Origin of the sequence: Acinetobacter sp. Gutcm_16 (assembly GCF_028649355.1) — a bacterium.
In the GTDB taxonomy this organism is placed as follows: Bacteria; Pseudomonadota; Gammaproteobacteria; order Pseudomonadales; family Moraxellaceae; genus Acinetobacter; species Acinetobacter johnsonii.
In genome coordinates this window covers 160,945-174,867 of the sequence record NZ_JAQSUV010000016.1, presented here as the reverse complement: position 1 = coordinate 174,867, position 13,923 = coordinate 160,945, and the positions used below count along the sequence as shown (strand labels likewise).

General features: G+C 44.3%; 13 protein-coding genes. 1 reads left to right on the top strand and 12 read right to left on the bottom strand.

The genetic code is table 11. From position 1 onward, the window contains the following. Positions 1–96: 96 nt before the first annotated feature. Entirely contained in the window at positions 97–858 is a 762-nt protein-coding gene (locus tag PTT44_RS02885; protein WP_168158199.1) for a ferredoxin--NADP reductase, read from the bottom strand. An 85-nt stretch (positions 859–943) separates the two neighbouring features. Between PTT44_RS02885 and gigC the strand changes: the two genes are divergently transcribed. Further along, on the top strand, positions 944–1,822 hold the full coding sequence (gene gigC / locus PTT44_RS02880; RefSeq protein WP_010327351.1) for a LysR family transcriptional regulator GigC: 879 nt from the start codon (positions 944–946) through the stop codon (positions 1,820–1,822). Between the two features lie 29 nt (positions 1,823–1,851). On the opposite strand, the gene PTT44_RS02875 is transcribed toward gigC, so the two are convergent. From PTT44_RS02875 to nuoG, 11 genes are all read right to left on the bottom strand, one after another. Further along, positions 1,852–2,583, bottom strand: coding sequence for a cold shock domain-containing protein (locus tag PTT44_RS02875; RefSeq protein WP_168158200.1), 732 nt, complete (start codon positions 2,581–2,583; stop codon positions 1,852–1,854). A gap of 121 nt (positions 2,584–2,704) precedes the next feature. Further along, positions 2,705–2,998 (bottom strand): cold shock domain-containing protein, encoded by a 294-nt coding sequence (locus PTT44_RS02870; RefSeq protein WP_005400349.1) that lies wholly within the window; start codon positions 2,996–2,998, stop codon positions 2,705–2,707. 81 nt (positions 2,999–3,079) lie between these two features. Further along, entirely contained in the window at positions 3,080–3,715 is a 636-nt protein-coding gene (gene upp, locus PTT44_RS02865) for a uracil phosphoribosyltransferase (protein ID WP_058870138.1), read from the bottom strand. 122 nt (positions 3,716–3,837) lie between these two features. Next, positions 3,838–5,334 (bottom strand): NADH-quinone oxidoreductase subunit NuoN, encoded by a 1,497-nt coding sequence (gene nuoN, locus PTT44_RS02860; RefSeq protein ID WP_273795530.1) that lies wholly within the window; start codon positions 5,332–5,334, stop codon positions 3,838–3,840. Between the two features lie 3 nt (positions 5,335–5,337). Then, complete coding sequence (gene nuoM, locus PTT44_RS02855) at positions 5,338–6,945, bottom strand: NADH-quinone oxidoreductase subunit M (RefSeq protein ID WP_171065421.1); 1,608 nt, start codon at positions 6,943–6,945, stop codon at positions 5,338–5,340. 7 nt (positions 6,946–6,952) lie between these two features. Then, positions 6,953–8,842 (bottom strand): NADH-quinone oxidoreductase subunit L, encoded by a 1,890-nt coding sequence (gene nuoL / locus PTT44_RS02850; protein WP_094148762.1) that lies wholly within the window; start codon positions 8,840–8,842, stop codon positions 6,953–6,955. Beyond that, positions 8,839–9,147, bottom strand: coding sequence for an NADH-quinone oxidoreductase subunit NuoK (gene nuoK, locus PTT44_RS02845; protein WP_004695395.1), 309 nt, complete (start codon positions 9,145–9,147; stop codon positions 8,839–8,841). Before nuoK ends, nuoL begins: the two co-directional genes overlap by 4 nt. Further along, a complete protein-coding gene (nuoJ, locus tag PTT44_RS02840; protein ID WP_171056751.1) occupies positions 9,147–9,665 on the bottom strand; it encodes an NADH-quinone oxidoreductase subunit J in 519 nt (172 codons plus the stop codon). Before nuoJ ends, nuoK begins: the two co-directional genes overlap by 1 nt. Beyond that, the gene (gene nuoI / locus PTT44_RS02835) at positions 9,665–10,207 is read right to left on the bottom strand and encodes an NADH-quinone oxidoreductase subunit NuoI (RefSeq protein ID WP_004651038.1); all 543 of its coding nucleotides are present in this window, start codon (positions 10,205–10,207) and stop codon (positions 9,665–9,667) included. The genes nuoJ and nuoI overlap by 1 nt, the downstream gene beginning before the upstream one ends. A gap of 16 nt (positions 10,208–10,223) precedes the next feature. Continuing rightward, positions 10,224–11,231 carry an NADH-quinone oxidoreductase subunit NuoH gene (gene nuoH, locus PTT44_RS02830; protein WP_004695391.1) on the bottom strand — a complete coding sequence of 336 codons (1,008 nt, stop codon included), beginning with the start codon at positions 11,229–11,231 and terminating at the stop codon, positions 10,224–10,226. 3 nt (positions 11,232–11,234) lie between these two features. Further along, on the bottom strand, positions 11,235–13,916 hold the full coding sequence (gene nuoG, locus PTT44_RS02825) for an NADH-quinone oxidoreductase subunit NuoG (RefSeq protein ID WP_078426488.1): 2,682 nt from the start codon (positions 13,914–13,916) through the stop codon (positions 11,235–11,237). Positions 13,917–13,923: the final 7 nt, after the last annotated feature.

Sequence of the window (13,923 nt, the reverse complement as noted above, 5' to 3'; positions counted from 1 at the left end):
AACAACAAAACCTGCGCGATATTTCGTCTATTTCTCTGTGCTAAAGCAGTGTTTAAGCAATACTTTGCTATCGCTATCCATGTGAGCTTTTGAAGCTTACCAATAGTTTTCGACCGCGATATTTCCTTCACCACGGCGGTTCATGGTCAGACCACGTGCTTTCAGGGCTTCTTTGGTGTCTTCAACCATTTGCGGGTTACCACACAGCATCACATGGCTGGTTTCTGGGTCTAGGCTCAAACCGACTGCTTTTTCAAGCTCACCATTTTCAATCAGTACAGGTAAGCGGTCATGCAGTGGCGCATGCGGATCACGGGTAATAATCGGCACAAATTTAAAGCCTGTATGCCCTTCACCAAAAGTCTCTGCAATTTCCTGAATACGTGTTGCATAGGCCAGTTCAGAGGCTGTACGTACGCTATAGACCAGTGTAATGCTCTCGTACTTCGACCACGTCTCAAAGTCTTGTAGCATTGAAATAAAAGGTGCCAGCCCTGTCCCTGTGCCAAGTAGCCATAAGTCTTTTGGTAACGGCAACTGATAACGTGCCAAAGTCAAAAAGCCATACGGGATCTTTTCGAGGTAGATGTCATCATCGACTTTTAAGTGCTGTAAATTTGAGGTAAATGCACCTTCAGGCACCACAATCGAGAAAAACTCTAAAGTTTCATCAAAAGGAGAGGACACCACCGAATACGCTCGAACCACCAATTCATCACCCACTTTGATGCCAATACGGGCAAATTGTCCTGCGGTAAACTTAAAATGTGCAGGTCGCGTCATGGTGAAGCTAAAAAGTGTATTGGTCCAACGGTGTACGGATAAAACCTTTTCTAGGCTAAATTTTTCAATTGACATGATTTCAGCGTGGCATCAAAGACGTTGCTCATGTTAGCATGACCACATAATTTGTTAATATTTTTTAAATGTTAAGGCTATATTCATGCGCATGACTTTACGCCAGTTGGCGGTTTTTGTAGCAGTTGCTCAAGAAGGCACAGTAACCAAAGCCAGTGATGCGGTTCGACTCACCCAGAGTGCTGCGAGTATGGCTTTAGCAGATCTAGAAGACGGTTTGGGGGCTCCTCTGTTTGACCGTCTAGGTAAGCGTCTTCAGCTCAATGATCTGGGTCGTTTCCTGCTGCCACAAGCTTTAGAAATTTTGGGTCGCTGTGATGCTTTCGAGCAAGCCGCTAAAGGTGAGTTACAAAGCATTGATTTGCGTTTGGGTGCAACACTGACCATCAGTGACTACCTCATGCCTGACCTGATGGCTGACTTCTTACAAATTCAGCCTCAAGCCCATTTACAGCTACAAGTTGGTAACACCCGTCAAATGATTGAGGCGGTGAATCAGTTCCAACTGGATTTGGCCTTGATTGAAGGCTCTTGTCACTTACCACAACTCCAGTGTATTCACTGGCGTGATGATGAATTAGCCGTCTGCTGTGCACCAGATCATCCTCTGGCGCAGTTAAATCGTACATTAACGCCTGAAGACTTTAAATCGGTCGAGTGGATCTTGCGTGAAGAAGGTTCAGGTACGCGTGAAGTGTTTGATAATGCTATTTTAAAAGACTTGCCTGATGCCAATATCCGTCTAACCTTGGGTCATAATGAAGCGATTTTAAAAATCGTGGCGGGTGGTTTAGGGATGTCATGTATTTCAAAACTGGCAACGGAACCTTTGCGCGAAAAAGGCCAGTTAGTGGTGCTTGATACTCCGTTTTGGTCTCTCACGCGTCCACTGTTCATGTTGGTGCATCGTCAGAAGTACCAAGGCCCAGGACTCAAAGCCTTTATGAAATTCTGCGAAAAATAAGTAAGTAAAAGCACCCAAGGGTGCTTTTTTTATTTCCCAAATTGGCGCTCACAAGGCTCACCATCATTGTTCCCATCCATTTGGGTATTTGGACAATTCCTTAAGAAATAAACCGCTTCTTCATAAGAACGCATTTGAGAGCAATGGGTTCGTCCATCGCATTTAAACTGTCCAGTGCTGACAGGTAAACGACCATTTTGTTTATCAATACTTTCCGTTACACGTTCAGAACGTGGTTGATTGGTCTGATGCAGACCTGCCTCTAAATTACGCTTCCCTTGCTCAGATAAGATTTGATCGGGCAACTTTCCTAAAGCTTTACGCTGTTCTTCTACAATCTGTTGCTGCTCGAGCATCAACTGTTCAGCTTTACGCTGTTTTTCTGCACTATAACTTTGATATTTCCCATAGGTCAAAAAGCCCAGTACCGCGACGATGATGATCCCAATCACGGTGATGATGGTACTTTTATGCCCTGCCTCATGGTAACGTGGTGAGGCCTGGGTACGTGCTTTTTTCTTATTTGATGATGTCGTGGCTTTGCTTTCTGAGGTCAGACCGAGCCGCTGGATATTGCCAGCCTTAAACTTGCCTTGGTCTTCTACAATCATAAACTGAAGCACTTCACCAATCTTGGGTTCAATGTTGTTCTGTGGCAAATCTTTGATATGAAAAAATACATCATCAATATCCTCTTCCACTTCAATGAAACCAAAACCACGTGGGGTACTAAAGCTTTTGATTTTTCCTTTCAGAAACATAATCTGCTCTATTCAACTGTATTTTTCGTATTGTAATCAATAAAAAAGAGGCTAAAAAGCCTCTTTGCTTCAAAATGCAAAGATTAACATTTGCACGATTGAACTCTGAATCAGCGCTGACTTAACGTCGAAAATTAGACAATAAATCTGTGGTGATCGATTTATTATGACTTGAGACTTTCGACTTCTTGGCTTTGGCAGAGTTGTCTTCAACCCGCTCAATTTTAATCGCTTTATAGCGATCGCCATTTTCAACCACATTAAACTTCACGCGTTCATTGCGTTTCGGCTCACCTGAGTCTGCAGGGAAATCCGAGATATGAAAAAATACGTCGCCTTCAGGTGAGGAAATAAAGCCAAAACCTTTGTCAGCGTTATATTGCTTAACTTTTCCTTGATATTGCTCGGCCTTCATAAACAGATCCTAATATGTACACGCTTTGTTGTAGTATATAAAAAAGAGGCTATAAAAGCCTCTTTTTGCTGGGGCTCAATCTTAATCTTTTTGAACTGAACCAAAGATTTTGTCGCCCGCATCGCCTAGACCCGGCACGATATAACCATTAGCATTTAAGCCTTGGTCAATTGAAGCCGTGAAAATAGTGACATCTGGATGCGCATCCAAAACACGTTTAATGCCTTCAGGCGCCGCAACCAACACCATCACACGGATGTCTTTACAGCCACTTGCTTTCAATACATCAATCGCAGCAACCAATGAAGAACCCGTTGCAAGCATTGGGTCGATGATCATCGCTAAACGGTTTTGTACATCTGGAACTAATTTTTTGTAATAAGTACGTGCTTCAAGCGTTTCTTCATCACGCTCTAAACCCAGTACAGACACTTTAGCACTTGGAATCAGGTTTAAAAAACCATCCAACATACCAATACCCGCACGTAAAATTGGCACAACCGTGATTTTTTTACCCACAATGCGATCTACCGTTACTTTACCATTCCAACCATCAATTTCATGGTCGCAAACAGGCAAATCTTTGGTCGCTTCATAGGTCAACAGCATGGTCACTTCTTGAGCCAGCTCACGGAAGTTTTTAGTGCTGATATCGGCACGACGAAGAAGACCAAGCTTATGACGAATCAGTGGATGACGAATTTCATGGATAGCCACGGGAGAGCACCTAAAAGGTAAAATAAAATTCCTTACATTATAAAGCTTTTTATCGTGCGATAAAAACAAAAAAGCCCCCAATTGATGGAGGCTTTTTTGTTAAAACGAAACGTTTTTAAAAATTAGTGCTGTTGAGAAAGCATAAAGTGGATTGGAGATAGAATCTCTGACTGAAGTGCTAACTTAATAATTGGATCTGGATAGATACCAATCACAAGCACTGCTGCCGCAGCTAAAAGCACCATAATACCACCCACTTTTTGACCCCAATGATCTACAGCGTCTACACGAGGTGCATCTGGTGGTGTCATGTACATAACAACCATTACACGGAGGTAGTAGTACAGACCAATGCCAGAACCAACGATGATCATCGCAGCAAGGAACCAATGTTGAGTCGTTACCGCAGCCATGACCACAAGGAACTTACCAATGAAGCCCGCTGTCAATGGAATACCCGCAAGCGATAGCATCATCACCGTTAATACGGCAGTCAACACTGGACGACGCCAGAATAGACCACGGTAGTCCGCTAAACTTTCTGCTTCGTCTACGTTATTGTATGGACTAGACATCAATGCAACCGCACCGAACGCACCAATCGTGGTTAACACATAAGTGATCACATAGACCGATACGTTACCAAGGCTTGCATACGTCATGCTGATTAAACCAATCAACAAGTAACCAAAGTGCGCAATTGAAGAGTATGCCAAGATACGTTTCAAGTTCACTTGTTTCACTGCAAGGAAGTTACCCACCAAGATCGATAACACCGCAATCACGGTTAAGATCGTCACGATTGAGTCAACAAGAATCGCACCTGAAGTAAGGATGTAACGTACAAACAGACCAATCGTCGCTACTTTTGCAGCTGTAGCAAGGAATGTTGCGATCGGAGTTGGTGCACCTGCATAAACGTCTGGCGTCCATTTGTGGAATGGCGCTAAAGACAGTTTGAATGCCACAGCAAAAACAATCAGTCCTAAACCTAAAAGTACCATTGGCTGTTGGATGTTTTGCATTAACGCTTGAACATTGTCATAGAACGACATTGAACCTGTGTACGCGTAAATGTAAGCCATACCCATCAACAACATTGCCGAAGCTGTTGCTGAAAGCACCAAGTACTTCACCCCCGCTTCTAAAGACTTAGAACGTTGGTGTGTATATGCCAATAAGCCATATACAGGAATCGACATCAACTCAAGGCTAATGAAGAACGATGCATAGTGAGAGCTTGCCACCATTAACATTGCACCAGTCACTGATGACAACATCAAGATATACAGTTCTTCACGGTTATCTTTATAGCTTTCAATATAGGCATGCGACAGAGTACAGCATGCCAAAGCAGCAATTAGAATAATCACTTGGTACAGCAAGGTGAACGCATCCACCATGAACATACCCATCACGTTCGCAGGTTTAAAAGCACCACTGAACATTGTGAATAGTACATATGCTGCTGCAAGGTTTAAGCCCACCACTGATGCTGTTGCAATTAAGTTATGGTTACGCTTAATTGCAGTAAGGATCATCACGACGATCGTTGTTAAAGCAACGATCATCACAGGAGCTAAAGGCATAAGCTCAGAAAATGACATTGTGAAGTTCATGACTTATTGCATCTCCACATTTTCGAGTTGAACAGTTGCTTGACTCGCAACGTCAACTACTTCTTGTACAGGAATGTAGCTGTTCGCTAACCACGCCATACTTGAGTTTGAAATATCAAGGAAGCTTTGTGGGTACAAACCAAGCCATAACAGACCGAAAGCACAGATTAACAAGATCACTACTTCACGCGCATTTAAGTCTTTCAATGGGTTGTTGTAGTGCTGCTGTTGTTCTTCGTTTGGCGTACCAAACAACGCTTTGTGGATCAGAATCAAGCCATAAAGACCTGCAAATACTAAGCTTACTGCTGCAAGAATAGTAAACACTGGGAATTTTGCATAAGAACCCATCAAGATCAGGAACTCACCAATGAAGTTACCTAGACCCGGAATACCTACAAGCGCCGCCACGAAGAACATGAGGAAGAATGCAAGATATGGGAACTGACCACGCATACCGCCCATCAAACGCATATCACGAGTATGCACACGCTCGTACACTTGACCACACATAATGAACAATGCAGCAGATGATAGGCCATGTGCCAACATCATGATCATCAAACCTTGGAAGGTTAAGATGTTACCTGCGTAAATCGCAAGTAAAACAAAGCCCATATGTGAAATTGACGTGTACGCAAGTAAACGTTTCATATCGGTTTGCTGGAAAGCACACCAAGCACCGTAGAAGATACCGATTAAACCGAAAATGATCGCGATGTCTGCAAACTGTGCAGAAGCCGCTGGGAAGAATGGAATCACAAAACGTAGTAAACCATATGCAGCGGTCTTAATTAAGATACCTGCAAGGTCAACCGAACCTGCTGTAGGTGCTTGCGCATGCGCATCTGGTAACCAGCCATGTAATGGGAAAACTGGAAGTTTTACCGCAAAACCGACGAATAAACACAGCATGAATGCAAAAGCAACAGCAGGTAATTCTTTGTCTAAAGTATTGGCTACAGCTAGTAAATAGTTGTAATCAAAACCGATCATACCCGTCATCATGTAACCGTAAACCACAAGGCCTAGGATACCGATGAGCATGATAAGACCCGCTACTTGCGTGTAGAGGAAGAATTTGGTTGCAGCATAAACACGTGACTTACCTTCTGCCCCTTTATGACCCCAAAGTGCGATCAAGAAGTAGATAGGTACAAGCATCATCTCCCAGAAGAAGAAGAACAAGAACATGTCAATCGCTAAGAATACTCCGATCACACCACCCAAAGACCATAAAAGGTTTAAGTGGAAGAAACCAACATTCTTTTGAATTTCACCCCAAGAACAGCCGACAGCCAACACACCTAAAAGTGCAGTTAAGCCCACCATTAATAGAGATAGACCATCCACCGCTAAGTGGATGTTAATGCCTAAAGTCTGAATCCATGGCAACATGAATTCAGCAGACCACGATGGCACTTTCGCGCCAAGTTCGTAGTTAAATGTACCTGTCTGCCATAGCGCAACAGTTAAGCCCAAAGTAATGAGCATACCCACTAACGCGATATAACGCGGCAGTTTGTCGTCGAGTTTGTCGACTAACCAACAAATAAAACCAGCAATGAACGGAACTAAGATCAGCGCGGGTAGAATCCAGTTGTTTGTGATTTCCATCTTATTTCCCCACGATCTGAGTTACGATCAAGACCATTAGCAATACAAAGATACCTAATGCCATGCTTGATGCGTAATCACGCAATGAACCCGTTTGACGTGAACTTGTGAAGCTATGACCACCTTTTACAAGTGCAGGCAAGACTAACCACAAACGATCAATTGGATCACGACCTAAAATCTTCGCAATAAGCAAATATGGTTTCACAAAAACGATGTCATAAAGCGCATCGAAGCCCAGTGCATTCCGGCAAATGTTTGCAAGACCTGCACCCAATGACGTTTTAGCAAAGCCTTTCACTGCGCTATAAGCAAACGCAAACAAGACCACACCAATCACTAAACCAACCAATGCAATACCCACAGCTGTATATTCTGCGCTGTGCATACCATGTTCTAACGCTTCTGGAATTACAAATGCTGGAATTTTTGCTGCATTTAAAATGCTTTCCACAGGTGCTTTAAGTGCCGCACCGACGAAAGTTGAAAGTACAGCAAGAATCGCCAAAGGACCCCAGAAGGTAATGCCTTTAATCGCATGATACGGTGTATTTTCTTTACCAAAGAACACAACCCAAATAAGACGGAATGTGTAAATCGATGTTAAGAAAGCACCTGCTACACCCACCCAGTACAATGAGTTATACACTGCGATTGATTCGCCTTGCACCCAAACTGCACCCAAGATCGCATCTTTAGAGAAGAAGCCGACGGTAATGAATGGAATCGCGGCCAATGCACCGCCACCAATAGCGAAACAAGCAAATAGGAATTTGTTCTTGTAGAACAAACCGCCCATCTTGAAGATGTTTTGTTCGTGGTGGTAAGCCAAAATCACTGCACCCGAAGACAAGAACAATAATGCCTTGAAGAATGCGTGAGTCAGCATGTGAAACAAGCCTGCTTGATAAGCTTCAGCACCCACAGCCATAAACATATAACCTAGCTGACTCATCGTTGAGTAAGCCAAAATACGTTTGATGTCGGTTTGAACCAATGCAGCAAAACCAGCCACTAACAACGTTACCGCACCTGTGATTGAGATAAACATCATCACTTCCGGTGCCATTTCAAACACGGTGTACATACGGCAGCACAGGTAAACACCTGCGGTTACCATCGTTGCAGCGTGGATCAATGCAGATACAGGTGTAGGACCTGCCATTGCATCGGCCAACCAAGTTTGTAATGGGATCTGTGCAGATTTACCTGCCGCACCCAAGAACAACATCAGTGCTGTCCAGATGGTTAAAGATGAACTTTGTGTCATCACTGTTGGTGCAGCTGCAACCACTTCTGCAATGTTTAAAGTACCGAACTGTTGGTAAATTAAGAACAAAGCGATCAGTAAGAAAACGTCACCGACACGTGTTACGGTAAATGCTTTAATTGCTGCAAAACCATTTGCAGGGTTTTGGTAGTAGTAACCAATCAGCAAGTAAGAGCATAGACCTACGCCTTCCCAACCTAAGAACAATAACGCTAAGTTATCGCCCAATACGAGCAGCAACATGCTAGCAACGAACAGGTTGAAATAAGAGAAGAAACGCGCGAAGTCTTCTTCACCACGCATATACCATGATGCAAAGATGTGAATCAGGAAACCCACACCTGTCACCATACCCATCATGAGCAGTGATAAACCGTCAAGATGTAAGCTAATGCCTGGGCTTAGATTGCCTACATTGAACCATGTCCAAAGATGTTGAACATAAGTCACTTTGCCATTATTCACAAAGTCTAGACCAGCGATCAAAGCAACCAATGCAGAAAGGCCAACCGCCCCTACACCAATAATGGCAGCGACATTTTCAGGAAGCTTGTTGCGACCTGCCGCTAAAAGGACAAAACCAATGAGCGGGAATAATACTGTTAAATATAAAAAACTCATCCGCGCATCTCACTAGCAGCATCCACATCCAAGTGATGGAAGCGATGGTAGAACTGAAGGACGATCGCAAGACCAATACAAGCCTCTGCCGCAGCAAGCGTTAAGATCAGAATAAACATGATTTGTCCGTCTGGTTGTACCCATGCACTACCAGCCAAAACAAACGCAAGCGCAGCTGCGTTCATCATGATTTCAAGGCTCATTAACATAAATAATAGATTGCGTCGCACCATCACACCGTAAAAACCCAGTGCAAAAAGAATGGTTGCAACAATCAAACCATGTTCTAAAGGGATGTTGCCCATTATTGTTTGTCCTCTTCTGCACCTGGTTCACGTTTGCCAAGATGGAATGCTGCAACCAACGCAGCAAGCAATAACATGGCAGCAACTTCAACCAATAATAAATAGTGAGTAAAGAGTGCTTGGCCAACGACTTTTGGACCCACAACTTCAGTACCCATAACAGGGCCAGCCGCTGTGTAGTCAGAGCCGAGCATCCACACCAACACCAAGCCCATTAAGAAGCTCATGAGTGCTGGATATGCCCAAGCAGACGATGTTAACCATTTACGTTCTTGTTCAACGGTGTGTTGACCAAGGTTTAACATCATCACTACGAATACGAATAACACCATGATCGCGCCTGCATAGACGATGATCTCAAGCGCGCCTGCAAATGGCGCACCCACGATCATAAACATGCCTGCAACTGCAAGAAGTGACACGATCAAGCTTAATAAAGCGTGTACAGGATTTGCGTTGGTCACAACACGAATCGTAGAAACGATGGCCACAAGTGCCATCAAATAAAATGGCCACATCATGGTAATAAGCTCCGTACATCAACTGGTGCGCTTTCACGCTGCGCTTGACCTTTGTCTTTTCCAGTTACAGCCATACCTGTTACACGGTAGAAGTTGTAGTCTGGGTATTTACCAGGACCTGAAATGAGTAAGTTTTCTTTCTCATACACCAAGTCTTGACGAACGTATTCACCCAACTCGAAATCTGGAGTCATTTGAATTGCAGTCGTCGGACATGCTTCTTCACACATACCGCAGAAAATACAACGTGAGAAGTTGATACGGAAAAACTCCGGATACCAACGACCATCTTCTTTTTCTGCTTTTTGTAGTGAAATACAGCCAACAGGACATGCAACTGCACATAAGTTACACGCAACACAACGTTCTTCACCATCTGGGTCACGTGTTAACACGATACGACCACGGAAACGTGGTGGAACAATTTGTTCGGCTGGCACTTCTGGGTAAAGAATGGTGTCACGTTTACGTGTCACGTGTGAGAAAACCATCCACAGTGAACGTACGATTGACCCGAACCCAGCTAGAATTTTATACATTTTATTCTCCCTGCCCTTACCACAGAATCACTGCGCCAGTAACTAATAAGTTAACTAACGCTAATGGTAAGCAAATCTTCCAACCAAAGTTCATCACTTGGTCATAACGCGGACGCATAAGTGAACCACGAGCCAAGACAAACATCATCACAAAGAATGCTGTTTTGATAATGAACCAGAATACTGGTGGAATGAACGGAATATCGATGTTAAATGGCGCTAACCAACCACCGAAGAATAGCGTTACGATCAATGCAGAGATCAGAACTACGTTGACGTATTCCGCAACGAAGAACATCCCCCATTTCATACCGCCGTACTCGACGTGGTAACCTTCCGCCAATTCTTGCTCTGCTTCTGGTTGGTCAAATGGGTGACGGTGAGTTACCGCAACACCTGCAACCACGAAGATTAAGAAACCTAAGAACTGTGGGATGACAAACCATACATCTTTTTGTGCTTCTACAATTTCACGCATGTTGAATGAGCCTGCAATTGCAACCACACCCATCAATGAAATACCCAAGAACACTTCATACGAAATGGTTTGAGCTGCAGAACGTAGACCACCAAGCAATGCATATTTGTTGTTTGATGACCAACCACCAAACAATACGGCATAGACTGCAATACCTGCCATTGCCATAAAGAACAATAGACCGATGCTCATGTCTGCAACACCTAAGTATGGTGATACAGGAATAACCATGAACGACATCACCGCTGTTGCCATGGCAACAGCAGGAGCTAAACGGAAAGTCAATTTGTCAGCAAACTTTGGTGTCCAGTCTTCTTTGAACATGATTTTCAACATGTCGGCAACGATCTGGAACATCCCCCCAGGACCTACACGGTTCGGACCATAACGGTCTTGCCATAAGCCCAGTAAACGACGCTCAATAAAAGACATCAACGCAGCGATGAGTACTACAACGAGTAAAATCACAATCGCTTGAATGACTGAGTAGGCAATTGGCCAGTTCTCAGCCCAAAGCGGCGTTTGACGGATTAATTCTTGTTGCATGAATTACGCTCCTACCGCGACTGATACAGGCTCAGCAAGTGAAACCGTAGGTGCAAGACCGACTGGATAACCAATATAACCTGTAGGTAAATAATCAATCACTTGAACTGGAAGTACGATCGAAGTCTCACCTGCTTTCACAGTGATTTTTTGACCATCTTGAACATTCAAACGAGTTGCATCTTGCTCACCTACTGCAAAGACCGCTTCCGGAATACGCGATTCCATAGCAGGTGTTTTCACAGTAAATTCACCAGAAGCAAAAATGTGATGCATTGGCACTAAACGGAAGCTTTCAGGGTTTGCAACGACAACCGCTGGAGCAACGAAAGTACGTGCTGGACGCTTCGCTAAACGATCGAATAAACGCACACCCGAATCACCACCTTTTAAGTGACCACCCACGTTATCTTGGAATTTATTCCAAGCTTGCGGTGAGTTCCAACCTGCTGACCATGCAAATGGTACAAGTGGAGACGGAGTCTGGTTCCCAACATAACCTTCCATAGAGAATGTTAATGCAGAGTCGATATCTGTCGGTTGTTTCGGTTCATGCACGTTCAATGGTGCACGCATAGAGGTACGACCAGAGTAACGACGCGGTTCGCGTGCAACTTTCAAACCATGGACACGGAAGCCCGCATCTGGAGCCACATCTTGAATCGCAGCAAGTGCAGGTACGTTTTTCGCAACTGACTCAATCACGTCATCAAGCAAGGTCCAAGAAATCGCTTTGCCCTTCACGCCGGTTTCAATGGCATGTAACCAGCGCCAAGATTCTTTGATCGCCAATTCAGGTTTGTAGTAGCTCGGGTCATACACTTGGTAGAACCGTTGTGCACGGCCTTCTTGAGAGACAACCGTACCATCACCTTCAGCAAATGACGCAGCAGAAAGTACGATATCCGCTTTCTTCACAGTTTCAGTTTCAGAGTGATCTAAAACAATCACGTCTTTACCAGAAAGTGCTGCTTCAACTTGTACCGCTGGCAAACGACGGAATAGATCATTTTCAACGATCACAACCGTGTCATAGTCTTGCGCAAACGCTTGTTCTAAGCTTTGGCCACCGAAGATTGCTAAGCCCATAGAGTTCACTTCAGGAACCGTCAAGCTTAAGCCAGCATTTCCACCAAGGTTTTGCGCAACTTGTGCAGCAGCTTCCATGATTGATGCGTCTTGTAAACTTGTACCTGAAATGATCAGTGGTTTCTTCGCCGCTTTCAATGTATCTGCAATGTTCTGAGCAAATGCTTTCGCATCATCCGCTAGACCAAGAATTGCATCACCTTTTACAGCCGAAGCAACGGCAAAACCTAAACGAGCGATGTCGTTTGGAGAAGCAACCACCTCACCTGCAGCAACATCAGCTAAGCGTGTTTGTGTTGCAGCGAGGATGAAAATCGGTGATTTCGCATCTTGAGCAATACGTTGTAGCGGCTCTGCTAACCAGTCTTGAGTACGACGTTCCGCAGCCATTTCTTTGGCTTTGTTTTTCGCCGCTTGACGAACAGACAAAGCCATACGTGGCGCAGTTTGTGTTAAGTCTTCACCCAAAATAAGCACAGCATCATAGCTTTCGATTTCACGCATACCTGGGTTATATACACCTTCGGTTTGCATAATCGATGCAGCCAATTCAACCAAGTTTTGCTCTTTTTGAGACATACCTGTTGAATAGTTCTCTTGACCAACTAATTCGCGAAGCGCGAAGTTCGACTCAAGTGATGCACGTGGAGAACCAATACCCAAAACTTTTTTGCCTTGGATATTTGCAATTACCGTATCTAATGCCTGATCTACAGAAACTGTAGTTGCTTCAGCACCATCACGGAACTGCGGTTGACGTGGACGATCTGCACGGTTCACATAACCTGTACCAAAACGACCTTTATCACACAAGAAGTATTGGTTTACTTCGCCGTTAAAACGGTTTTCGACACGACGAAGTTCGCCATAACGCTCACCCGGAGAAATGTTACAACCCGAAGAACAGCCTTGACATACGCTTGGCGCATACTGCATGTCCCACTTACGGTTATAACGTTCTGAGTGAGTTTTGTCAGTGAATACACCTGTAGGACATACTTCAGTTAAGTTACCCGAGAATTCAGACTCTAAAGTGCCTGACTCAGGACGACCAAAGTAAACACGTGACGCGCTTGCATACACACCAAAGTCAGTACCACCCGCATAGTCGTTGTAGTAACGAACACAACGGTAACATGCGATACAACGGTTCATTTCGTGTGAAATGAATGAGCCCAGCTCTTGGTTGTAGTGTGTACGTTTAGTGAAACGGTAACGACGACGGTCGTGTTGAGTCATCACGGTCATATCTTGTAAATGACAGTGACCACCCTCTTCACAGACTGGGCAGTCGTGTGGGTGGTTCGTCATCAAGAACTCAACAATTGACGCACGGAAGTCTTTCGCTTCTTTGTCTTCAATCGAGATGTAGGTATTGTCAGATGCAGGCGTCATACATGACATGACTAAACGGCCACGCGTATCTTCAGGATTCGCGTATTGAGTCACGGCACATTGACGGCAAGAACCGACAGAACCTAAGGATGGATGCCAACAAAAGTACGGGATATCAATACCCAAAGACAAACATGCTTGCAGCAAGTTCTCTGAGCCATTGACTTCGTACGATTTGCCATCGACATGAATTGTAGCCATAGTCGAA

Excerpts from the sequence above, each read along its gene's own strand:
- nuoN (WP_273795530.1), bottom strand. The coding sequence starts at position 5,334 with ATGAACTTCACAATGTCATTTTCTGAGCTTATGCCTTTAGCTCCTGTG.
- PTT44_RS02870 (WP_005400349.1), bottom strand. The coding sequence starts at position 2,998 with ATGAAGGCCGAGCAATATCAAGGAAAAGTTAAGCAATATAACGCTGAC.
- nuoG (WP_078426488.1), bottom strand. The coding sequence starts at position 13,916 with ATGGCTACAATTCATGTCGATGGCAAATCGTACGAAGTCAATGGCTCA.
- nuoJ (WP_171056751.1), bottom strand. The coding sequence starts at position 9,665 with ATGTGGCCATTTTATTTGATGGCACTTGTGGCCATCGTTTCTACGATT.
- PTT44_RS02885 (WP_168158199.1), bottom strand. The coding sequence starts at position 858 with ATGTCAATTGAAAAATTTAGCCTAGAAAAGGTTTTATCCGTACACCGT.
- gigC (WP_010327351.1), top strand. The coding sequence starts at position 944 with ATGCGCATGACTTTACGCCAGTTGGCGGTTTTTGTAGCAGTTGCTCAA.
- nuoL (WP_094148762.1), bottom strand. The coding sequence starts at position 8,842 with ATGAGTTTTTTATATTTAACAGTATTATTCCCGCTCATTGGTTTTGTC.
- nuoK (WP_004695395.1), bottom strand. The coding sequence starts at position 9,147 with ATGGGCAACATCCCTTTAGAACATGGTTTGATTGTTGCAACCATTCTT.
- PTT44_RS02875 (WP_168158200.1), bottom strand. The coding sequence starts at position 2,583 with ATGTTTCTGAAAGGAAAAATCAAAAGCTTTAGTACCCCACGTGGTTTT.
- nuoI (WP_004651038.1), bottom strand. The coding sequence starts at position 10,207 with ATGTATAAAATTCTAGCTGGGTTCGGGTCAATCGTACGTTCACTGTGG.
- nuoH (WP_004695391.1), bottom strand. The coding sequence starts at position 11,231 with ATGCAACAAGAATTAATCCGTCAAACGCCGCTTTGGGCTGAGAACTGG.